This window comes from Streptomyces sp. NPDC007088, assembly GCF_042869355.1.
Taxonomy (GTDB): domain Bacteria; phylum Actinomycetota; class Actinomycetes; order Streptomycetales; family Streptomycetaceae; genus Streptomyces.
The window spans coordinates 1-19885 of sequence record NZ_JBIAFO010000019.1 but is presented as its reverse complement, the minus strand read 5'-3'; the positions used below and the strand labels follow the sequence as shown (position 1 = coordinate 19885).

General features: G+C 69.6%; 17 protein-coding genes. 7 read left to right on the top strand and 10 right to left on the bottom strand.

The features are described from left to right. Window positions 1-365 precede the first annotated feature (365 nt). Entirely contained in the window at window positions 366-1031 is a 666-nt protein-coding gene (locus ACFYMP_RS25585) for a bifunctional DNA primase/polymerase (RefSeq protein ID WP_388861855.1), read from the top strand. A gap of 258 nt (window positions 1032-1289) precedes the next feature. Here ACFYMP_RS25585 and ftsY read toward each other — a convergent pair whose 3' ends face one another. Continuing rightward, complete coding sequence (gene ftsY / locus ACFYMP_RS25580) at window positions 1290-2513, bottom strand: signal recognition particle-docking protein FtsY (RefSeq protein ID WP_388861853.1); 1224 nt, start codon at window positions 2511-2513, stop codon at window positions 1290-1292. A gap of 139 nt (window positions 2514-2652) precedes the next feature. Between ftsY and ACFYMP_RS25575 the strand changes: the two genes are divergently transcribed. Further along, window positions 2653-4152 (top strand): purine-cytosine permease family protein, encoded by a 1500-nt coding sequence (locus ACFYMP_RS25575; RefSeq protein WP_388862014.1) that lies wholly within the window; start codon window positions 2653-2655, stop codon window positions 4150-4152. Between the two features lie 546 nt (window positions 4153-4698). Here the strand turns inward: ACFYMP_RS25575 and smc are convergent. The 3 genes from smc to ACFYMP_RS25560 form a co-directional block, all read right to left on the bottom strand. Beyond that, window positions 4699-8352 (bottom strand): chromosome segregation protein SMC, encoded by a 3654-nt coding sequence (gene smc, locus ACFYMP_RS25570; protein ID WP_388861851.1) that lies wholly within the window; start codon window positions 8350-8352, stop codon window positions 4699-4701. A 447-nt stretch (window positions 8353-8799) separates the two neighbouring features. Then, window positions 8800-9009: a hypothetical protein gene (locus ACFYMP_RS25565; protein ID WP_388861849.1), complete on the bottom strand. Its 210-nt coding sequence runs from the start codon at window positions 9007-9009 to the stop codon at window positions 8800-8802. Between the two features lie 385 nt (window positions 9010-9394). Beyond that, a complete protein-coding gene (locus ACFYMP_RS25560) occupies window positions 9395-9676 on the bottom strand; it encodes an acylphosphatase (protein ID WP_388861847.1) in 282 nt (93 codons plus the stop codon). Window positions 9677-9805: 129 nt separating this feature from the next. Between ACFYMP_RS25560 and ACFYMP_RS25555 the strand changes: the two genes are divergently transcribed. Next, the gene (locus ACFYMP_RS25555) at window positions 9806-11050 is read left to right on the top strand and encodes a CAP domain-containing protein (RefSeq protein ID WP_388861845.1); all 1245 of its coding nucleotides are present in this window, start codon (window positions 9806-9808) and stop codon (window positions 11048-11050) included. A gap of 42 nt (window positions 11051-11092) precedes the next feature. Here the strand turns inward: ACFYMP_RS25555 and ACFYMP_RS25550 are convergent, their stop codons facing one another. The 5 genes from ACFYMP_RS25550 to ACFYMP_RS25530 are packed head-to-tail and all read right to left on the bottom strand — an operon-like array spanning window position 11093 to window position 14523. Next, complete coding sequence (locus ACFYMP_RS25550) at window positions 11093-12307, bottom strand: tyrosine-type recombinase/integrase (protein ID WP_388861843.1); 1215 nt, start codon at window positions 12305-12307, stop codon at window positions 11093-11095. After that, a complete protein-coding gene (locus ACFYMP_RS25545; RefSeq protein WP_388861841.1) occupies window positions 12307-12504 on the bottom strand; it encodes a helix-turn-helix transcriptional regulator in 198 nt (65 codons plus the stop codon). The genes ACFYMP_RS25550 and ACFYMP_RS25545 overlap by 1 nt, the downstream gene beginning before the upstream one ends. Then, a complete protein-coding gene (gene repSA, locus ACFYMP_RS25540) occupies window positions 12501-13934 on the bottom strand; it encodes a replication initiator protein RepSA (RefSeq protein WP_388861839.1) in 1434 nt (477 codons plus the stop codon). The genes ACFYMP_RS25545 and repSA overlap by 4 nt, the downstream gene beginning before the upstream one ends. After that, a complete protein-coding gene (locus tag ACFYMP_RS25535) occupies window positions 13931-14146 on the bottom strand; it encodes a hypothetical protein (RefSeq protein ID WP_388861837.1) in 216 nt (71 codons plus the stop codon). Before ACFYMP_RS25535 ends, repSA begins: the two co-directional genes overlap by 4 nt. After that, window positions 14143-14523, bottom strand: coding sequence for a hypothetical protein (locus ACFYMP_RS25530; RefSeq protein WP_388861835.1), 381 nt, complete (start codon window positions 14521-14523; stop codon window positions 14143-14145). Before ACFYMP_RS25530 ends, ACFYMP_RS25535 begins: the two co-directional genes overlap by 4 nt. A gap of 257 nt (window positions 14524-14780) precedes the next feature. Between ACFYMP_RS25530 and ACFYMP_RS25525 the strand changes: the two genes are divergently transcribed. The 4 genes from ACFYMP_RS25525 (at window position 14781) to ACFYMP_RS25510 (ending at window position 18328) form a co-directional block, all read left to right on the top strand. After that, window positions 14781-15647 (top strand): GntR family transcriptional regulator, encoded by an 867-nt coding sequence (locus tag ACFYMP_RS25525; RefSeq protein ID WP_388861833.1) that lies wholly within the window; start codon window positions 14781-14783, stop codon window positions 15645-15647. Continuing rightward, window positions 15637-16335 carry an HAD family hydrolase gene (locus ACFYMP_RS25520; protein ID WP_388861831.1) on the top strand — a complete coding sequence of 233 codons (699 nt, stop codon included), beginning with the start codon at window positions 15637-15639 and terminating at the stop codon, window positions 16333-16335. Before ACFYMP_RS25525 ends, ACFYMP_RS25520 begins: the two co-directional genes overlap by 11 nt. Window positions 16336-16863: 528 nt before the next feature. After that, on the top strand, window positions 16864-17523 hold the full coding sequence (locus tag ACFYMP_RS25515) for a hypothetical protein (protein WP_388861829.1): 660 nt from the start codon (window positions 16864-16866) through the stop codon (window positions 17521-17523). Between the two features lie 4 nt (window positions 17524-17527). Continuing rightward, window positions 17528-18328, top strand: a complete 801-nt coding sequence (locus ACFYMP_RS25510; protein ID WP_388861827.1) for a hypothetical protein — start codon at window positions 17528-17530, stop codon at window positions 18326-18328. Window positions 18329-18847: 519 nt separating this feature from the next. Here ACFYMP_RS25510 and mutM read toward each other — a convergent pair. Next, window positions 18848-19705, bottom strand: a complete 858-nt coding sequence (gene mutM / locus ACFYMP_RS25505) for a bifunctional DNA-formamidopyrimidine glycosylase/DNA-(apurinic or apyrimidinic site) lyase (protein ID WP_388861825.1) — start codon at window positions 19703-19705, stop codon at window positions 18848-18850. Between the last annotated feature and the right edge of the window lie 180 nt (window positions 19706-19885).

Sequence of the window (19885 nt, the reverse complement as noted above, 5' to 3'; positions counted from 1 at the left end):
GCGGCGCCGAGACACTGACACGGCCCCCTCCACAGGTCCGACACAGCCTGAGGATCCGGTGGACGAGGGCGCGTCAACGAGAGTCCGCCCAGTGAAGGTAGGACGCCGCACACCTTCACGGCGAGCCGCACCGCCCAATCGCCACCATTCGCCACCCCCACGCTCGAACTCACCCTGCACTTCACGCGATTGACTGATCCAAGCGAGCGAGGGACCGGCGCGCGGAAGCGCGTTGGGGCGCACGAGGGACCGTACGCAACCCCTTCGTACCGAGACAAGAGCGAGCACAGCGTCATGACGCCGATCCGGTTCGTAACCCCCGGTGCACCGTGAGCGTTGGACGCTCCGGACACGTTGGAGGAGGCATGGGCTTCACGATCGGCGGCATCCGGGAGAAGCGGACCGGGATACGACGGCGCGGGCGCTCCTCGGAGTGCACGACGGTGGCCGAGTTCACCGGCCTCTGGGGGTGGGAGGTCGCGCCGGGAGCGCGCACGGCGGCAGGAGTCTGCTCCTGCGGCCTGGCGTCCTGCCCCGCCCCGGGGGCTCATCCTCTCGACTGCGCGGACACGGTTCCGGCGGGCGCCACGCTGGACGAGGCGGCGGCCGCCTGGTCCCAGTGGCCCGGTGCGGCGCTCATGCTGCCCGTCGGCCTGGCCTTCGACGTCCTCGACGTTTCCGAGTCCGCCGGTCGGCACGCCCTCGCGCGCATGGAACGCGTGGGCCTGCCTCTGGGCCCCGTTGCGGTCACACCGCAGGGGCGCGCGCAGTTCTTCGTCGCGCCCGGGGCGGCGGCAGCCCTGCCACGGCTGCTCTACCGCATGGGCTGGGACGACACCGGTCTCGATCTGCGCGGACTGGGCGCGGGCAGCTTCATCACCGCCCCGCCGTCGGACCGGGGCGGCCTCGGCCCGGTCCGCTGGCTGCGCGCGCCCGCCCCGGACACGGCGTTCCGCCCGCCCGAGGCACGGCTGCTGCTCGGCACGCTCGCTTATGTGGCGCACCGCTCGGCACGCCGTTCCGGGGCGTGAGAAGCGGGGAGCCGCGCGCGCTGGGACGCGGGGCGGCGGCGGCCTCTCGGAGCGCGGCCACGAGCTGGTTCCGGAGTACGTGGCAGGGCCCCGCGAACGAGTGTCGCGGGGCCCTGTCATTGACGCTCGCCAGCCCGTCGGCGTGCCCCGTGGCATATTCCACGGGGCGCGCCGGCCAGGAGCGTGTTCACTTCGGCCGCCCCCTCGTAGCCGACTCGTTCGCTCGTCTGCCGTCTGCCAGAGGTCGGCCCGGCCGGTTCAGTCGCCGATGAGGGCGTCCACGAATGCCTGCGGCTCGAACGGCGCGAGGTCGTCCGCTCCTTCCCCGAGGCCGACGAGCTTCACGGGGACCCCCAGCTCACGCTGTACGGCCACGACGATGCCGCCCTTGGCCGTGCCGTCGAGCTTGGTCAGCACGATGCCGGTGATGGAGACGACCTCGGCGAACACGCGCGCCTGGACGAGGCCGTTCTGGCCGGTGGTGGCGTCGAGGACAAGCAGCACCTCGTCCAGCGGCGCCTGCTTCTCGACGACGCGCTTGACCTTGCCGAGCTCGTCCATGAGGCCGGTCTTGGTGTGCAGTCGGCCCGCCGTGTCGATCAGCACGGCGTCGGCCTGTTCGAGGATGCCCTCCTTCACCGCGTCGAAGGCGATGGAGGCGGGGTCACCGCCCTCGGGGCCACGTACGGTGCGGGCGCCGACGCGCTCGCCCCACGTCTGGAGCTGATCCGCGGCGGCGGCGCGGAAGGTGTCCGCGGCCCCCAGCACGACCGTCTTGCCGTCGGCGACGAGAACCCGGGCGAGCTTGCCCGTGGTCGTCGTCTTGCCGGTGCCGTTGACGCCGACGACCATGACGATGCCGGGCTTGCCGGGCGCCGATTCGGTGTGCACGGTGCGGTCCGTGTCCGGGCCGACGAGCGTGAGCAGCTCCTCACGCAGGAGGGTGCGCAGTTCGTCGGTGGTACGCGTCCCCAGGACGCGGACCCGTTCACGCAGGCGTTCGACCAGCTCCTGCGTCGGGGCGACGCCGATGTCGGCGGTCAGCAGGGTGTCCTCGATCTCCTCCCACGTGTCCTCGTCGAGGTGTTCACGGGAGAGGAGGGTGAGCAGGCCCTTGCCCAAGGCGTTCTGCGAACGGGAGAGCCGGGCCCGCAGCCGGACCAGTCGCCCCGCCGTGGGCTCGGGCACCTCGATCTCTGGAACGGGCGGGGCGGCGACAACCGGGTCCTCGACTGCCTCGGGCGTCTGTGTCGCCTCTGCGGCGTCGGGGAGGTCTACCTCCTCGATCGTTCTGCGGGTTTCTGCGCTCGGCTTCCCGGCCTCGTCGCCGACATGCGGCTCGGCCGGTGGAGCGGTGACGGTCGGCGTGCCGGAGGGCGGCGGGGGCGGCAGTCGCTTCTTCCTGCGACCGCTCACCACCAGCCCGCTGATCGCGCCGACCACGACCAGGGCGATGACTACAGCAAGGATGACGATGTCCATAACGCCCCCCAGTATCAGCCATGGACACCCCGCGCTCCCGGATTGTGCTTTCCTCCACGGGACAGAAGCTTTCATTTCAGACGAACCGGACCCAAACATGAGCGAGGCATCCCGGTATCCCGACCCACCCCTCGACGCCATGTCCGGCACAGGGCCCGAAACGGGCGAGGGCACCGTGGAGACGAGAGGCATCGAGCCCGTCCCCGACCGTCTGCGGGGCGGGCGACCGCGCCAGGTCTTCCCGCTGTGGGTGTCCGCCAACATCAGCGTGCTGCTCGTCACGATCGGGGCGGGCCTGATCGTGGCCTACGGTCTGAGCTTCTGGCAGGTGCTGGGGGTCGCGCTCGTCTCCCCCGTGGTCGCGTACGGGCTGGTGGGTCTGGTGTCGATCGCGGGCAAGCGAGGCGGGGCTCCCGGGATGACGCTTTCGCGCGCCGTCTTCGGCCAACGGGGCAACCTGCTGCCCGGCACGCTGATCTGGGTGACCCGCTGGGGGTGGGAAACCGTCAACGCCGTCACCGGTGCCTACGCCTGCCTGACCGTGCTGGACATCGTCTGGGGCCTGCGCCGCACCGACCTGCTGACCGGCGCCACCCTGCTGGGCTTCGTCGCCTGCACCTTCCTCATCAGCGGCCTCGGCCGGCGAGTGCTCCAGGTCTGCACGACCTGTTCCATGGCCCTGTTCGGGCTCTTCAGCGTGTTGATCCTGGCGCACTTGGTGCGGGTCACGGACTGGACGGCGCTGCTCGCCCGTCCCGCCGGCCCGTCCTCGTTGATGGTCGCGGGATTCGGGGCCATCACCGCCGGAGGGATCAGCTGGGTGCCCACGGCACCCGACTTCACCCGGTATCTGCCGCGCGCCGTGTCCGCGCGGTCCCTGGTGGGGTACACCGTCGCCGGGGCACTGGTGGTCGTGACGCCTCTGGTGCTGATGGGGGCCGTGATCGCCGTCGGGCTGCCTCACCTGTCCAGCGCGACGGATCCGGTGTCCTTCCTCGGCGAGGCACTGCCGACCTGGATCGCGGTCCCGTATCTGGTGGTCGCCCTGGTCGGCATGGTCCTCATCAACGCCATGTCGATGTACTCGGCCGGTTTCACCGCGCTGACTCTGGGCCTCCGGGTTCCGCGTACGGTCGCGGTCAGCGTGAACGCGGTGATCAGCCTGGTCCTCGGCTGGCTGCTCATGAACGTCGCGACCGGCTTCCTCGACTCGTTCCTGTCCTTCCTGAGCCTGCTCGCCGTCGCGTTCTCGGCCTGGATCGGGGTGTTCGGCGCCGATCTGCTGCGCGGCCGCGCCTATGACGGCGCGGGGCTCATGGACACGGGACGGGGCAGCCTCTACTGGTACCGGGGCGGCTTCTCACTGCCGGCGACGACCGCGTGGTCCTGCTCCCTGGTGGTGGGACTTCTGTTCACTCGGGTGGAGTGGTTCAGCGGCCCGTTCGCCTCGTCGTGGGTGGGGCGCAATGGACTGGGCTGGCTCGCGACCGTGCTGGTGGCGGGCGGACTGTACGCCGTGATGGCTCGCCCCGTGGCATATGCGACGAGGCGCCGAGAAGACGTGGAGCAAAGAGGCTCGAAGCCAGACAGCGCGCCGGAAAGCGCGAAGCCAGGAGGCGCGAAGGAAGAGTCTCCGTAACCCTTCGCTCGTTGGCACCTCGTGGCCTCGCGGTCTCGTGGCCTGGCCTCGTGGCATATGCGACGGGGCTGGCGCCACGCCACGCCGCCCCTTGGACCGAAGCCCCGCCGCCCCGTGGACCACACATCCAACGACGTGCAGCGCGGCGGCGGGGGGGCACCTTGCGCAGTCCGAGGGACCCCCTTCGCGGACGCGAGAGGCGTGCAGCGGGCGGGACGGCGCTTAGGACGGTGCGCGCCTGTTGAACGGCGCGCGCCAGTGACGTCGGCGCGCACCGTGGCATATGCCACGGTGCGCCCGTCAGCGCTCAGATCTAGCCCCTCGCAGCCCACCCCTCAGCCTCAGCACCCCTCTCACAGCCCCGTCAGCCTCAGCTCCCCCTCACAGCTCCGTCGCATATGCCACGACGCGACCATCCCCACACGCTCAACGCCCCCACCCGCGCCCCGAGCACCGACCCGACCCGACGCGCGCCGTCCACCACCCGGCAGCGTCCCGCCCTCACCCGCCAAGCCCGCGCCCCCGCCCCGTCCCGCCCGCCCCGCCTCAGTGCAGCCGTTGGCTAATGACCTTGGAGACGCCGTCACCCTGCATCGACACCCCGTAGAGGGCGTCGGCAACTTCCATCGTGCGCTTCTGGTGGGTGATGACGATCAGCTGTGAGGACTCCTGAAGCTCCTGCATGATGCGGATGAGGCGCTGCAGGTTGGTGTCGTCGAGGGCGGCCTCGACCTCGTCCATGACGTAGAAGGGGCTCGGCCGGGCCTTGAAGATGGCTACCAGGAGCGCCACGGCAGTCAGTGAACGTTCGCCGCCGGACAGCAGGGAGAGCCGCTTGACCTTCTTGCCGGGCGGGCGGGCCTCGACGTCCACCCCGCTCGTGAGCATGTTGTCGGGGTCGGTGAGCAGGAGCCGGCCCTCGCCGCCGGGAAACAGCCGCGAGAAGACGCCCTCGAACTCGCGCGCCGTGTCGCGGTACGCCTCGGTGAAGACCTGCTCGACCCGCTCGTCGACCTCCTTGACGACCATCAGCAGGTCGGCGCGGGTCTTCTTGAGGTCCTCCAGTTGCTCCGACAGGAACTGGTGCCTCTCCTCCAGCGCCGCGAACTCCTCCAGGGCCAGCGGGTTGACCTTCCCGAGTTGCTGGTAGGCGCGTTCCGCGGCCTTGAGCCTCTTCTCCTGCTCGGCCCGTACGAAGGGCCTGGGGCGGTTGCGAGGGTGCTCGGGGTCCTCGGGGAGCTCCTCGCCGTCGGTGGGAAGGGACGGCGGCACGAGGGTCCGGGGACCGTACTCGCTCACGAGGGCGGCAGGTTCGACTCCCAGTTCTTCGAGGGCCTTGGCCTCCAGTTGCTCGATGCGCAGGCGCTTCTCGGCGCCGAGGACCTCGCCGCGGTGCACCGAGTCGGTGAGTTTGTCGAGTTCCGACTTGAGATCCCGGCCCCGTTCACGTTCGGTGGCCAGTTCCTTCTCGCGCTCCGTCTTCTCCGCGTCGGCCGCGGTGCGCTCCTCGTCCGCACGGGCCACCGAGACCTCCACGTGGGCCAGCAGCAGGCGCGCGCCCGACGCCACGGCGCGGGCGACGGCCGCCTCGTGGCGCAGGCGTGCGCGGCGGTGTTCGGCGCGGGTGCGCGCCTCCCGCTCGGCGCGGGCGGCGCGGTCGAGCCCGTCGGCACGCCCGGCCAGGGCCTTGACGCGCTCCTCGTGCGTACGGAGCTGGAGGCGGGCCTCCATCTCCGTCTGCCGGGCATTGGCGCCGTCCGCGGCCAGCCGGTCCCGTACCGCGGTGTCCGGCTCGGACTCGGCGGCGTCGTCGGCGCCGAAGGGGGAGGACTCCTCGGCCACGGCCAGGCGCTCGGCTAGCTCCGCGGCCTCCGCGTCCGCCCGGTCCGCCGCCTCCCGCGCCTTCGTGGCGGCGGCGGTCATCCGCGCGGCCTCCCCCGCGGCGCCTCGGGCCGCTCCGGCCAGAGCGCCCAGTCGTTGCGAGACGGCGGACTTCTCCCGGTCCGCCGTCCGGCGTCGCCGGGCCAGCTCCTCCATGAGCGCCGCCGCCTCGGCGCGGCGTGCCGTGGCGGCTTCCTGGGCCGCCAGGAGATCGGCGCACCGTACGTCCAGTTCCTGAAGTTCCGCGGTGGCCTGGTCGACCGAGGCCTGTACTTCGAGCAGGCTCGGGGCGCCGGCCGCGCCCCCTTGGGCGAAGTGGGCACCCAGGACGTCGCCTTCGGCGGTCACGGCGGTGACGGCGGGGTGCTCGCGGAGCAGTTCCCGCGCGTCGTCGAGCGTCTCGACGACGACCATGTCGCGCAACAGGTCGTGGAGGGCTCCGCTCAGTTCCTCGGGACCACTGACGAGATCGCGCAGACGCCGCCCCCCGCTGCTCGCCGCGACATCGGTGGGGGGCGCGACATCGACGGGCGTCGCGACACCGGCGGGCGTCGCGGCTCCAGGAGACGTCGCGGCGTCCGGGCGACGTGCCCGCTCCGCGGGGCCGCCGATGAGCAGTGCGGCACGTCCCGCGTCGGTCTTGCGCAGCAGGCGCAGCGCGTCCACCGCCGCACCCGGCCCGCGCACCGCGACGGCGTCCGCCGCGGCACCGAGTGCGGCGGCGACCGGCGTCTCGTACCCCGGAGCGACCGTGATCAGTTCGGCGGCCGGCCCCAGGAGCCCCGTGAGGTGCTCCCCGGCGCTCAGGAGCGCCCCCGTACCGTCCTTGCGGCGCAGTCCGAGGGCGAGGGCGTCGCGACGTGCCTCGGTGGCGGCACGGGCCCGCTCGGCCGCCGTGACCGCTTCGCGCGCCTCGGTCCACGCGGCGTCGGCCTCCGTGTGAGCGGTTCTCGCCTCCTCGTACCGCTCTTCCAGCGCGGCGTCCCCCGCGTCGAGCCCCTCGACCTCGCTCCTCAGCTGTTCGTACTCCTCCTGGGCGGCGACGGCGCGTTCCTGCGCCTCGTCGCCGGCGACGGCGAGCCGTTCGACTTCGGCGCGCGCGGAGGCGGCCCGGTCGCGCGCGGCGTTGACCTGTGCGGTCAGGCGCGCGAGGCCTTCACGACGGTCGGCGATGGCACGGGCGAGGTCGCGCAGCCGACGCTCCTCGGCGGCGAGCTGCCGCTCCAGTTCACCCCGGTGGGCGACCGTGTCCTCCAGGGCGCGCTCGGCGGCCTCCAGGGCGGCGGTCAGTTCCGCCTCCTGCTCCCGGATGCGGGCGGCCTCTCTTTCGAGGTCCTCCGGATCGCGCCCACGCCGTTCCTCGGGCGGGACGCTCGTGGCGCTGGCGACGCGGGCGTCGGCGAGGCTCACGGTGCCGCGCACCCGCTCGGCGAGGCGCGAGAGGTCGTACCAGCTCTGCTGAGCGGCGCGCAGACGGGGGGTGAGCTCCCGTACGGTCTCCTCAAGCTGCTTCTCGCGCCGGAGTGCGGCGCTCAGCGCGTTCTCCGCCTGCTCCTTGCGCTGCTTCAGCGCGGCCTCGTCGGCGATCTCCGCCCCGAGCGCCTCGCGCAGCCGTACGAGGTCGTCGGCGAGCAGGCGCAACCGGGCGTCGCGGAGGTCCGCCTGGATCACCGCGGCGCGGCGGGCCACCGCCGCCTGCCGCCCCAGCGGTTTGAGCTGGCGGCGCAGTTCGTCGGTGAGGTCCTGGACCCGGGCGAGGTTCGCGCGCATCGCGTCGAGCTTGCGGAGCGCCTTCTCCTTGCGCTTGCGGTGCTTGAGGACGCCGGCGGCCTCCTCGATGAACGCGCGGCGTCCCATGGGGTCGGCGTGCAGGACGGAGTCGAGCTGCCCCTGGCCGACGATGACGTGCATCTCACGGCCGATACCCGAGTCGGAGAGGAGTTCCTGGATGTCCAGGAGACGGCAGGTGTCCCCGTTGATCTGGTACTCACTGCCTCCGTTGCGGAACATGGTCCGCGCGATGGTGACCTCGGCGTACTCGATGGGCAGGGCGCCGTCGCTGTTGTCGATGGTGAGGGAGACCTCGGCGCGGCCCAGCGGTGGCCGCCCCGTGGTGCCGGCGAAGATGACGTCCTCCATCTTGCCGCCGCGCAGGGACTTGGCGCCCTGCTCCCCCATGACCCAGGACAGGGCGTCGACGACGTTGGACTTGCCGGAACCGTTGGGACCGACGACGCAGGTGATCCCCGGCTCGAACCGCAGTGTGGTGGCCGAGGCGAAGGACTTGAAGCCGCGCAGGGTCATGGCCTTGAGGTGCACGCAGCCGGACTTTACCGCCCAGGGGGTCACGTACGGGGCGCCTGGGCCACGTGGCCCGTCAGCAGAGGAGGTGACGGACGGACCGCGGTCGCGGTTTCGCCGCTCGGCGGGCAGGGCAGATCAGTCGTTAGGACGACCGGGAGGGCCGGACGCCGGGGGAGGCGGTCGCGTTCCGGAAGCCCGTGAGAGCCGCGGCACGAGAGCAGGAGAGGACACCGGGCCGGAAGGGGGCCGACACGGCACGGACCCGCGGTGAGCCGGGGTCCACGGCCGACAGGACCGGTGGGGGACCGGATTCCCGAGCACGGCTCCCCCTGGAGCCGTCAGTGCTGCGGATGCCACCCGCGAAGGAGTGTGAAAGAAAGAAAAAGGGACGCCGAAGCGTCCCTGGAATGACCGGCGTGGCCCAGGGCTCGACCGGCCGCTTCCGCCCGGAGGGCAGAGCGGTCAGCTGAACGCGGGCTCCGGCTGGTGTACGTCGATGCTCTCGAGGAGCGCGTCGCTGTGGTGAGAAGCGGCAGCCGCGAGCGCGTCGTTCTCAGTCTGAATCCGTACGAGTTCGGATTCGAGGTCCTGGACGCGCTGCTGGAGCCGTCGCATCTCGGCGAGGAGTCGCGGGTCGGAGCCGCCGACGTAACCGAGAAGCGCCTTTGCCATGATGAGTGGTCCTCCACATTGAGTGACCGACCGATGTGGTGGTGGGTCGTGGTCGTGAGGGAAATTCGCACCCGCGATGCCTGGCGATGCTCAGTTCGGGCAGTCCTGCGTGTGCCAAACAGCTGAGGTGCGCGGGGATTCCAGAGTCTCACCAAAAAGTTTGACGGTCAACACGATCAAGGCCCGGCGGGGCGCCGCTCCGGGGGCGGGCGGCGGAGTGGTCCGCGGCGGCGCTCTCCTTCGGAGGCGTGTTGCGTGACGATCATCTTTCACACCGCCGGGGGCTGTCGCAAGGGGTTTGCCGCAATCACCAGCGGATTTCTCCCCGCTCTCCGGTCCGGGCGCCCTCGGTACGCCCAGTGCGGGCAGGGGCGCGCCCGTGCACTCAGCGGATGGCGAAGCTCTCGTAACCGCCCCTGGGCGTGGTCCAGATCTCAGTGACTCCGTCGACCTTGCCGGGTGTGTCGCCCTTCACGAGCCACTCGAGCAACTCCTGGCACGCGTCACGGGGCCCTTCGGCGACCACTTGGACACGGCCGTCCTCAAGATTGAGGGCAAAGCCGCGCAGCCCGCCGATCTCCAGCGCCCTGGCGCGGGTGAACCAGCGGAAACCCACCCCCTGGACCTTGCCTCTGACCCACGCGGTGAGCCGTACGTCCGTGTTCATAAGGGGCACGCTAACCGGCCAATTGCTCAGGGGGCACTTCCTCCCCCGCTGTCATGGCGTAGGGTCCCGTCGGCAAAGGCCTCACTCGTTCGGGTGAGTCTGAACGCAGCGACGAGGAAGACCAGGGACATGGGACGCCACCGACGCTCCGCCGCCGACGCCGACGCCGAACCGGACGGCCGCGCCGCAGAGACCACCGAGGCGTACGTGCCGTATGCCGGACCGGACCAGGAGCCGTATCCCGGCGTGTTCGCGCGGGAGCCGTACCCGGGCGCTTTCGCTCAGGAGTCCGCTTCTCCCGCCGCGGCCCCGTGGGCGGCGCCCCGTGACCCCTCGTGGGAGCAGGACGCGACTCTGGTCGACGGCCCTCGGGCCGCCACCCGCCGGGCGCCGTCCGGTGCGCGTGCCGGCACACGGGACGGGGCAGACCACGGCTTCCCGGGCTCCCCAGCGGGTGGCGGCGCGGCCGGACGCGCCGGGCATCGTCGCAAGAAGCGCGGGGGCGTGCCGGTGCGCACCGGTCTGCTCGGTGTGTCGGCCGCTGTCGCGCTGGGCGCCGTGGCGGTGGGTACGGGGCTCCTGCCGGGGGGCGGCTACTCCTTCGGTGACGGCCACGACACGAAGGTGCGCGCGGCGGACTCCCCCGAGGATCTGAACGAGCGGTCGGCCGCGGACGGTGCCGCCGTCGAACGCGGCGCCCCCTCGGCGAGCCGGGGCACGGAGCGCTCGAAGGCTCCGTCGGCCGCCCCCTCCAAGGAGAGCGCCAAGGCCGCCAAGGACGCCCCGTCGGCCAAGAAGGCTCCGAAGCCGTCCACCGCCGCCCCGTCGGCGCGCACGGAGGCCGGGAGCGGGGCGGGAGGGAGCGGCGGCGGCGCGGCCGCGCCGTCGACCCGGACGACCCCGCCCCGTACGCCCAGCGGCACGCCCTCACGGGACACGCCGACCCATGCGGCGCCGCGGCAGTCGGCCGGCGCTCCGGCGCCGCTCGGCGGCGACGAGGCCGCGGCAGCGGCGGCGGTCCTGTCACTGGTGAACCAGGAGCGGGCCTCGGCCGGGTGCAGCCCCGTGCGGGCGGACGCGGGGCTGGCCTCGCTCGCGAGCGACTTCAGCCGCGACATGGCGGCTCGTGACTTCTTCGACCACACCGACCCGGACGGCGACTCCCCCTGGGACCGGGCCGACCAGGCGGGCGTGAGCAATCTGGGCGGCGAGAACATCGCGCGGGGGCAGGCCGACGCGGCCGCCGTCATGAAGTCGTGGATGAACAGCCCAGGTCACCGGGCGAACATCCTGAACTGCGACTACAAGACGCTCGGGGTGGGTGTGCACTTCGGTTCCGGCGGCCCCTGGTGGACGCAGGACTTCGGCTTCTGAGAAGCCCGCAGGTCAGCGACTCCTCCTTTCCTCTGGGCCGTATCAGGGCCGTGACGCCTCCCCGCGCCCTCTGAAAACACCGTCCACCGCCGCCCGGGTGCGAGTCTCACTCGCAGGCATTAGGTGGGTGTACGTACGCAGCGTGAAGCCGGGGTCATGGTGCCCCAGGTACTCGCTGAGCGCCTTGATGCTCTCCCCCGCGTCCAGCAGCACGGACGCATAGAAGTGCCTCAACGCGTGCGTGCCGTTGTCACGGATCATCGGCACGCCGGCGGCTTCAAGAGCGGGCTTCCACACCCTGTGATTGAAGCGGTTGCGGTTCAGCGCCAGGCCCTCGGGCCCGTAGAGAATGAGCGTCGCGGTCACGAGCGGCCCGTTCAGGTCCTTCCACGGCAGGGTGACCTCCCGCGCCGGGTATTGCGCGATGTGCGCCGCCAGCGCTTCCGCAACCGACTCCGGCAGGGGAACGTCCCGCTCCTTGCCCCCCTTGGGCGGAGCGAACACAGGACGGTTCCGCAGGAGCTTCACCTGCCGTGCCACGTGCACGACGCCGCCGAGGAAGTCCACGTCCTCGATCGCCAGCCCGAAGACCTCCCCTTGCCGCATACCACAACCGGCGGCAGGCTCGACCAGCACGCGGTAGCGGTCGGGAAGCGCCGCGCGCACGGCCATCACCCGATCGACCGACCAGGGCTTCACCTTGCGGGGGTCAAGGCGAGGGGCCTTGACCGATCGGGCGCTGCACGGATTCGCGCGGATCAGGCGATCTTCGGCGGCGGCGGTGAACACGGTCGAGACGTGCGCGAAGATGCCTCGTCGATACGCCGGGGAGAGCCCCGCGTCCTCCAGGGTCCGCATCCAGAGTCGGAGGTGCGTCGGGGTGAACGAGCCGATGGGCCGCTTCCCGATATGCGGGAGGACGTGTACACGGAGACGCATCTCAACCGACTCACGGGTTGCAGGGTCCGTCATCTGCGTCGCCATCCACTTCGTGGCGTACTGCCCGAAAGTGACCTTGCCTGCCTCAGGGGCGATGTAGTCGCCACGGGACATGTCCGCCTCAATGTTGGCCAGCCAGGTCTCTGCTATGCGCTTCTGCTTGTCCGGGAAGCTCTTGGACTTCTCGGTGCCGTCCGGCCCGACGTAGCGAGCGCGGTAGCGGAGGCCGACGCCGTAACGCTCCGTCTTGACTCGTACGAGCTTTCCGCCGGGCACGGGTTCGGTCTTGTACCAGCGGTCTTGGATGTGTCCGGCCATCAGGCGGCTTCCTTTTCCATGAGGGAGGCGACCCAGGCGCGTACGTCTTCGGGGTCGTAGCGGAGATGCCGGCCGACGCGGAAGCCCCGGGGGCCGGTGTTCTTGCGGCGCCACTGGTAGACCGTTTCGAGCGGGACGCCGAGGAGGTCGGCCAGATCGACCGGGGTCAGGTAGCGGTCAGGGAGGGGACGCCTCATGCCCACTCCTCCGGTCCCTCGAAGGCTTCGAGTTCGGCTCGTGCTTCGCGGGCGGTGGTGCGGTGGGTGTGGATGTCGCGGTGGATGGTGGCGGCAAGCCAGGATTCGCCGGGGGTGTGGCCGTGCCCGGCGTACGTCCAGTGAGCGAGGGTGAGTGTGGAGCCCTCCGGGGCATCGTCCGGGTCGGGCAGGCCCCGTTGGTGGCGTTCCTGGCGTGCGCGGTAGTCGGCGCGGATCTGGCGCAGGGCGCCGAGGGTGGTGGAGTAGGCGCGGGACTTGGTGGAGAAGTGGCCCCGGAAGCCGAGCATGTGGGCCCACTGCCAGAGCTTGCGATCCGGGTACGAGCTGTCGAGGTCGAAGCACGCTTCGATCAGGCGCCGGGCGTGGTCGGGAAGGTCGGGAAGCTTGTCCAGTTCGGCGAGTTCGCCGATGCGCCGGTCCACGGTGCCGGTCGTCTCGGCCGCCTTGGTGGCGTACTTCGCGACGTACGCGGCGACCGCCTGTTCGGTCAGGTCGTCGTTCGCGTTGTCCGCGCCGATCGGCCGCACGTCCACCTGAGCCCCCCACCGCAGGGTCCGGGCCGGTTGGTCGCCCAAGGGCGGGACGGGGACGCTCACGCGGGCCGCAGCCGCCTGGATCGCGTCCGCCAGGAGCACCGTGCTGGCCCACGGGGGCGGGGTGGTGTCGGCTCCGTCGGGGCCGTCGAGGCGGACGATCGCGTGGAAGTGGACCGCGCCGCGCTTCTGGAACTCGGCGACCTTCCCGAACGAGACCCGGCACACCTCCGCCGCAGCCTTCTGGGAGAGCCCGGCGCGGGCGGCGACCTCACGGCGCAGGTAGATCGTGAACCGCCGCCACAGGTCCCCGGCATGGTTGTTCCACAGCACCGCACCCGCGTAGTCGTACGAGGCGGCGTTGAGGGCCGTGCCCAGGAGCGGGGATGTGTCGGGGTGGTCGGTGCCGCACCGGCAGACGCCCCGGGTGGGCCGGTTGTGGACCGGGCCGAACGACGGGGCCGTCAGCGTCGCGAACACCTTCGGGTGCGTCCGCACCGTGAGCGGGGTGCCCTTGGCGACATCGCCGGAGAGCCCCGCGCGGATCAGGTGGAAGGTGTCCCCCGCGTACGTCCAGGCGCACGAGGGACACCGGGAGGCCCGCCGGTTCCCGCAGGCGACACGGAGGCGTCCGCCGGGTTCGCCCTGCGTGCTGTAGGAGTAGAGAACCTGGCCCGTCTTCACGTCGCGGGTGGTCGTCATGCCTTCCAGGTGGATCGGGTCCGAGCACCCACCCGTCCGCCGCACCTGCTCCTGCCACCGCTCGAAGCCGGGGGCGTTGGCGACCCGTAAGAGGTCCGCGAGGGTCAGGGGGTCGGTGCCCAGGGAGGCCGCAGAACCGGCCACAGCCTCCGGGGCGACGGGGAAGGAGGTCACTGGGTGCCCTCCGCCGGGTAGCCGTGCCCGATCGGCGGGTAGAGGCCGCGCACCTTCGCGTCTTCCTCGGCGTAGTGCGCGTCATCGACCACCGTGAAGAACTCGGTGTAGGGGCGGACGTCGTGAGCGTCGAGGTACATGCCGATCTGCTCGGTACGCCTCTCGTCCGCCCACTCAGCCGCGTGCAGGGCGTCATCGGGGAAGGCGGTCACACGCCCACCTCGTCCACGTCATCGCCGTACGCGCGGTAGACCCGGAAGGTGTCGTCCCCGACGTACCCGGAGACCGGTTCGTGCTGACCCAGGCGGAAGGTCAGCATGGCGTTCGTCTGCTCGACACAGTCCAGCCGCGCACGGTCGGGGAAACGACCACGGAACCAGCGCCGGGTCTCTGCCGGGACCGGAACGTGCAACCGCAGAACCCGGTAGTACTGCGACTCCATGCCGGAGCGGTACACGTCATCGAAGCCGAGCCGGTCAACACCCTGCGCCACCCAGGCAATCACCTGCGGCGTGACGCCCCTCGACCAGGAGAAGTTCGTGGGCATATCGGAGGCGTACAGCGCGACCGTCCGTTCCGCACCCGTCATCCGCAAGACCATCAACAAGAGATGCTCAGCGGAGGTATCCGGACTGGGACGCGTAGCTAAGAGCGTTACAGGCATGATGAGAACTCCCTCAGGGGACGAGGGGCGGCGCGCTTGCTTGGCGGTAGGGGCGCCGCCCCGAGAACACCAACCTGGCTAGCCTGGTTGGTCATCTCCCAGTTAGAGAACCTGGCTAGCCATGTCAATAACCTGGCTGACATGACTGTCCTGGTGCACCTGCGGTCCCCTACTATCAACAAATGACCTTCGTGCCAGAACCCCTGGACCCTGATGACGGCAGGCCGCCCTACGAGCAGGTGGCCAGCAGCCTGGGTGCCGCCATTCGCACTCGCAGAATCGCTCCGGGCGAGAAGATTCCGTCCCACAAGGAACTGACCGAGCTGTACGGCTTCGCGCGAGCGACTATCCAGCGGGCGCTACGGGATCTGGAGGAAGAAGGACTGGTGGTGTCCCGCAAGGGCAGTGGCGTCTACGTGCGCAACCGCACCGAGCGCCCGGCCGGCCTTCGCCCTTACGTCGAGCAGGCATTCAGCCGCGATCACGTCACCATCGACTTCGCCGGATTCTCCAGCGAGACCCTGCACGGCGCTCTCCAAGAGCCACTGGACAAGATCCGAGTAGGCAGGCTCACCCCGCAGAGCATCACCATGCGGATACTCGTCCCGGACATGTCGGTACCCCAGGCCGCGCCAGTTCGAATGAAGGACGGAGGCGACGACCAGCGCCTCCGCGACCGCATGCGGGACATCATGATCAGCTACACCCGCAGCATCCGTGACGCGTTCTCCGAGCTAGGACACCTCGGCTTGGTACCGGAAACTCGCATTCAGGTTCGCGTCCACAACGGAACACAGTTTTTCAAGCTGTACGTCATCAACAGCGAGGACGCGTTCTTCGGGTACTACCCCATCCGCCCGAACAAGGTCGTTGCCCAGGGTGAAGCAATCGAGATCTACGACTTGGTAGGCAGAGACACCGTGCTGTTCCACCACTCCATCAACGATGGCGAATCCTCCAGCGGTGCACAGCAAGTACAGCAAGCCAGCATGTGGTTCGACAGCGTTTGGGAGACCATCGCAAAGGACTTCGATCTCGATGCCCACTGACCCGCTCAAGGAGGCGGTCGCCCGCACCCGCCTCCTGCTGTTCGACTTCGATGGACCAGTCTGTGACGTGTTCGCCGGGCTGCCAGCGACTCAAGTCGCCCGCGAGCTGACACAGCTACTCACGTCTGAGGACAAAGCCGTGGGCGCACTGGCAGCGGGAGTAACTGATCCGATGCAGGTGCTCGACATTGCCCACAGGGCGGACGCAATCCTTGGGCAGAAGGTTGAGCAAGCTCTCACGGCAGCAGAGATCCGTGCAATCGAAGTGGCGGGAAATCCGACGCCGGGTTCCGTTGCCGCACTGCTGGCCGCCAAGGAGCGCAGCCGAGGCGTGGCGGTGGTGAGTAACAACTCCGCCCAGTGCGTGAGAGCGTTCTTGGACCGTCACAAGTTGGGGGGATACGTCGCCGAGATCGTGGGCCGACCCTCCGAGCAGCTGCACTTGATGAAGCCGAACCCGTATCCGCTAATCCACGCTGCCGAACTGATGCATGTAGACGTTTCCGCGTGCGCACTCATTGGTGACTCGACGACTGACATACAGGCCGCGCATGCTGCCGGGGCCATCGCCATCGGCTACGCCAACAAGCCGAACAAGGCCGAGGCGTTCGCCTCCCTGGGCGCCAATGCCATCACCAATGACATGCAGGCCATTGCGGACGCCCTCTCTACCGAGCAGATTCCCTAGTCAGCTCGCAGGCTGGGTTACAGGTTTCTCTACCTCATCAAGGCACCCGGCTGCGCTCCGCTCCGCCGGGCGCGCTTCCCGGCTCTGGCTGCGCCCGCGCTCCTGCCTTCGGCCCGCTCGGCGCTGCCGCCGCCGACGCGCGCCCACAACTGGATAGGACCGGGGACATGAGACGAGAACCAAGCCCGCGGCTTCAAGACGATGCCTCCGGCGGGGGCGCTCAGACTCCGGGATGGGACGGGGCGCCGTTCGCGAGTGCCGGCCGGAGCGGGGCGAGCGTCGTGGGGCTCCCATCCCGACCACCTTCGACCCAGGCAGAGCCGAGCAGTCGCGGCCCAGGGCGTCAAGGTCGTTCGTACAGTGGCGCGCTCCACCTTGACGCCCTGAACCACGACCGCTCCACGGTGTGTGGGTCGAAGGCGGACGGGATGGGAGCTGGGTAAGTGGTGGGTTGAGGCACGGGGCTCAACCCGTACCGTTCACGCGATAGCTGCGACAGCGTGTCGGCGCAGGTGCGATACTCCCCGCATGACGGTCATGACTGCCGCAAACCAGTCGAGTTCTCTGCCGGCAGCTGCCGTTGTTGCTGCATGCGCACTTGCCTTTACAGTCGCTTCTTTCTGGTGGCTAAACGCTCGCCAAGGAAAACTTCGGTCGTACGCTCCTCACACCTTCGCCGCCGCCGCGAACCGGCAGAAAACTGTAATTCGAATTCCGCTCGTTTTCTTCAATACTGGACCTAAGCCAATCGTCGTCCAAGGCATTCGTCTCGACCTGGCGTATGACACCTCGAAAACGACTACGCTCGCTTGGGGTAACACCCGCGATCGAATCAGACCGGAAATCGACGACGGCGTTCGCCTGCCAGCGGTCTTCGCGATCAACGGCCGGACAGCCGAGCAGATATTTATTGAATTTACAGCAATATTCCCGGAGTTCATCCCCCAGCTTCGCGAGTACCGGGCATCCGTGAGATGCAAGGTCGGGCACCGTGAAAAATTGATTACCGTGGTGGAGTTTCCACTACATCTTGAAAACATCTCCAGCCCGACCAATTACATTGCGTACAGCAACTCTCTTGGTGTCATCAAGCCAGACAAGGCGGACGAGGCGCGTGCGGAATTGGAGCGCCTGAGAACCGAGGCACAGAAGATGGTTGAGCAAGCGCAGCAAAACCTCCCTCAATGATTGGATGACGCTCATGCCCATCCCGGCTCTGCCCCGCTTTCTATACCTGGACGAAAAGGCCCTCAGTGAGTACCTCTCCGTAGTAGAGAAGGGAATCTCCGATGAGTCCAGGCGTCGCCAGACACAGAGCGCCCCCGGTAGCCCCCCAGAGGGCGTGGGGGAACTACCTGCCGACGCCAGCTCACACGAGGAGGAGCGAGTAGTCAGAGAGACGGCAAGTCAGCGCTTTATCCGACTAGTATCCGCACTCGACAAGGACGCTAACAAGTGGCGCTATCGCGATATCGATAATCTGAGCGACGTCTTCGACGAGCTTAAGATCATGGATTTTCTGCATGGCCACTTTGAGGTAGAAATCCCCCCTGTGATCCAGCTCATGAGTCAACCTAATCAGCTTGGTGACATGCTGGACATGCTGGAAGCCCTCGCCCCCATGGCATCGCTTATGGGGCAAGAAGTGGACGGCCTCCCAGGGAAGGCAGAAACCACAGCGATGCGGGGGTTCGCAAAGACGATGAAGTCGGATGTCGTTGTTGTTGGATACCAGGGAGATACGGACCCTCAGGTATCAGGAAAGCTGAATAGCGAGTACCTACGAGATGCCATCGAGGGAGAGGTTTTCATTCTGGGCAAGATTTCCAGAAAGTGGAAGGAGGGCGAGAGTCACTCCCTTCTAGCACTCCCAGGAGCATCATTGATGAGCCGAGAACAGCGTCGCAAGGCAGCGCGGCAACCCAAGGAAGACGACGAGACAATGCTGACGGGCCCCGCTCTGACCCTGGACATTCTCGCCATCTATCGATAAGGACCTGAGACTCGGCGCTTCAGGTATTCTCTGGCCCTGCGTCGCCCTTGGTGGTACCCATTGCTGGATTGCAGCGGATGGGTACCACCATGGCCACCTGCACTCCGTCAACGGAGGCTTGCTAAGACGTCCTCAGCGGGGATGAAGTAGCCCTCCCGGGGCCGTCTCGGGGCCGTGGAAGGGCGCTCAAGGATGACCAATGCTGACAACTGCTAACCGCTCAGCAGCAGGTCACAGCGTTGATCAATTGCGTGACCGCAGGTCAGGAACCCGCTGGGTCACTTCTTCGGCTTCTGAGTGCTCCGCCGGGGCGGGTGCCGGGTGTTTAGCCGGGGCGGGCCGGGCCCTCGTCCGCGCGGGTCCGGTCCGGCGTACCGCACGTCCTGGCACGATGTCCCGGCCGGGCGGTCACGCGCGCCCGCTCCCGGCCGCTCGCGCCGTGTCCTGCCCGCCCCGTCCCACCCCGTGTCGCGCCTCGTCCCGGCGCCCCGTCGCCCCGGCGCCCCGTCGCCCGCCCCGTCACGCCGCGCGCGGCGGCCGCTGGCACTGAGGGCAGAAGTAGCTGGAGCGGTTCATCCAGGGGCGCCGGCGCATCGGCGTACCGCAGCGGCGGCAGGGTTCGCCCTCCCTGCCGTACGCGTCCAGGGAACGGTCGAAGTAGCCGGACTCCCCGTTCACGTTGACGTAGAGGCTGTCGAAGCTGGTCCCCCCGACCTGGAGCGCGGCGTTCATGACGTCGCGGACGTGGCCCAGCAGTTCGGTGGTGCGGGGCCGGGTGAAGGTCGCGGTGGGACGTTCGTAGTGCAGCCGGCTGCGCCACAGGGCCTCGTCGGCGTAGATGTTGCCCACGCCGCTGATGAGCGACTGGTCGAGCAGGGCCCGCTTGACCGTGGTGCGCTTGCGGCGCAGCGCCTCGTGGAAGGCGGCGTCGTCGAAGAGCGGGTCGAGCGGGTCCCTGGCGATGTGCGCGATGACGTCGGGCAGTCCGTCGGGCGTCGTCCCGTGCAGGGAGAGGCCGCCGAAGGTGCGCTGGTCGACGAAGCGCAGTTCGGTGCCGAGGGCGTCGGTGAAGCGCACCCGTACGCGCAGGTGCTTCTCGTCGGGCGCGGTGCGCGGCTGGACGAGGAGCTGACCACTCATGCCCAGGTGGGCGAGAACCGCCTCGTCCGTGCCGGCGAGCGGCAGCCACAGGTATTTGCCGCGCCGCCGGGGCGTGTCCAGCCGCCTGCCCCGCAGACGGTGCGCGAAGTCGGTGCCTCCCGCGAGATGGCGGCGTACGGCGCGCGGGTGCAGCACTTCGGTCTCGGCGACGGTCCTGCCGTCGACCCAGCGAGCGAGCCCGCGTCGTACGACCTCGACCTCGGGAAGTTCGGGCACGGTGCCTCCTCGGGCATCGAACGGTGCGGGGACGGCGCGACGTCTGCGTCCACGGTGCGTAGGGGCCGCGTCGGCGAAGCACGGCGCGGGGGGGGGGGGGGGGGGGCGCGCCCCCCCCCCCCCCCCCCCCCCCCCCCCCCCCCGCCCCCCCGCGCCGCCCCCGCCCGCGCCCCGGGGGGC

Excerpts from the sequence above, each read along its gene's own strand:
- ACFYMP_RS25565 (WP_388861849.1), bottom strand. The coding sequence starts at position 9,009 with ATGGCAAAGGCGCTTCTCGGTTACGTCGGCGGCTCCGACCCGCGACTC.
- ACFYMP_RS25555 (WP_388861845.1), top strand. The coding sequence starts at position 9,806 with ATGGGACGCCACCGACGCTCCGCCGCCGACGCCGACGCCGAACCGGAC.
- ACFYMP_RS25530 (WP_388861835.1), bottom strand. The coding sequence starts at position 14,523 with ATGACGGGTGCGGAACGGACGGTCGCGCTGTACGCCTCCGATATGCCC.
- ACFYMP_RS25525 (WP_388861833.1), top strand. The coding sequence starts at position 14,781 with ATGACCTTCGTGCCAGAACCCCTGGACCCTGATGACGGCAGGCCGCCC.
- ACFYMP_RS25545 (WP_388861841.1), bottom strand. The coding sequence starts at position 12,504 with ATGAGGCGTCCCCTCCCTGACCGCTACCTGACCCCGGTCGATCTGGCC.
- ftsY (WP_388861853.1), bottom strand. The coding sequence starts at position 2,513 with ATGGACATCGTCATCCTTGCTGTAGTCATCGCCCTGGTCGTGGTCGGC.
- ACFYMP_RS25520 (WP_388861831.1), top strand. The coding sequence starts at position 15,637 with ATGCCCACTGACCCGCTCAAGGAGGCGGTCGCCCGCACCCGCCTCCTG.
- ACFYMP_RS25550 (WP_388861843.1), bottom strand. The coding sequence starts at position 12,307 with ATGGCCGGACACATCCAAGACCGCTGGTACAAGACCGAACCCGTGCCC.
- ACFYMP_RS25575 (WP_388862014.1), top strand. The coding sequence starts at position 2,653 with ATGTCCGGCACAGGGCCCGAAACGGGCGAGGGCACCGTGGAGACGAGA.
- ACFYMP_RS25515 (WP_388861829.1), top strand. The coding sequence starts at position 16,864 with ATGACGGTCATGACTGCCGCAAACCAGTCGAGTTCTCTGCCGGCAGCT.
- ACFYMP_RS25510 (WP_388861827.1), top strand. The coding sequence starts at position 17,528 with ATGACGCTCATGCCCATCCCGGCTCTGCCCCGCTTTCTATACCTGGAC.
- ACFYMP_RS25585 (WP_388861855.1), top strand. The coding sequence starts at position 366 with ATGGGCTTCACGATCGGCGGCATCCGGGAGAAGCGGACCGGGATACGA.
- ACFYMP_RS25560 (WP_388861847.1), bottom strand. The coding sequence starts at position 9,676 with ATGAACACGGACGTACGGCTCACCGCGTGGGTCAGAGGCAAGGTCCAG.